Below are 1,157 nucleotides of genomic sequence, written 5' to 3'. Positions count from 1 at the left end.
AGCGTGGCCCCGGAGGTCAAGCCCCTGTCCGAGCAGGGCTTCTATTCCCTTGCCGAGCAGATTTTCTCCATGCCGGAGGTGCGGGCCGCTGTCCAGGCCGCCGCCCAGCGGGAGGGCGAGTAAATGGCCCTGTTTCATTTGACAGTCACGCAGGTGCAGCGCAGCGCCGGACAGTCTGCCGTCGCGTCCGCCGCCTACCGCGCCGGGGAGCGGCTTTACAGTGAACGCTACGGCGAGTACAGCGACTACACCCGCAAGGGCGGCGTGATCTGCTCCGATATTCTCCTGCCCCCGCAGGCCCCGCCCGAATACCAAGACCGGCAGACCCTGTGGAACGCGCTGGAAGCCGCCGAGCGCGGCAAGGACGCCCAGCTTGCGTACAGCTTTGATATTGCCTTGCAGAACGAGTTTTCGCTGGAAGAAAACATCGCCCTTGCAAGGCAGTTTTTGTTGGAGCAGTTTGTCAGCCGGGGCATGGTGGTGGACTTTGCCGTACACCGGCCTGACAAGGAGGACGGGGGCATCCCCAACCCCCACTTCCATGTCCTCTGCCCCATTCGGCCCATTCTGGAAAGCGGCAAATGGGGCTACAAGCAGCGGCGCGTCTACCGGCTGGACGAGGACGGCAACCGCATTTTGGACGAGAAGGGCAAGCCCCTCTTTGACGCGGTGCCCACCACCGACTGGGGCCGCCCGGAAACGCTGGAACACTGGCGGGAGACATGGGCCAAGATGTGCAACGCCAAGTTTGAGGAAAAGGGCCTGCCATGCCGGATCGACCACCGCTCCTATCTGCGTCAGGGATTGGAGCAGCTCCCCACCGTCCATGAGGGGCCAGCGGTGCGGCAGATGGAGGCCAAAGGCATTTCCACCGACAAGGGCGACCTCAACCGCTGGATCAAGGCCACCAACGCCCTCTTGAAAGACTTGAAGCAGAAAATCAAGGCCCTGTTTGGATGGCTGAACGAGGTGCGGGAGGAACTTTCCAAGCCCCAGGCCCCCACTCTTGCCGACCTGTTATCCGCCTACTACGGGGCGCGGAACGCGGGCGCGTGGAGCAATAAGGGCAAGGTGGGCAATCTCCAAAAGTTTGCCGACACCGTGAACTACCTGACCGGGCAGAAGCTCTACACCGTGGACGATTTGGAGGCCCGCGT

General features: G+C 62.7%; 1 protein-coding gene. It reads left to right on the top strand.

Annotation, left to right across the window (positions count from 1 at the left end):
• Nucleotides 1–123: 123 nt before the first annotated feature.
• Nucleotides 124–1,157 (top strand): MobQ family relaxase (mobQ, locus tag BUB35_RS18380; RefSeq protein WP_072854082.1); only part of this gene is annotated, 1,034 nt, incomplete at its 3' end.

It is taken from the genome of Anaerotignum lactatifermentans DSM 14214 (assembly GCF_900142265.1).
GTDB lineage: Bacteria > Bacillota > Clostridia > Lachnospirales > Anaerotignaceae > Anaerotignum > Anaerotignum lactatifermentans.
This window is presented reverse-complemented; position numbering and strand designations above follow the sequence as displayed.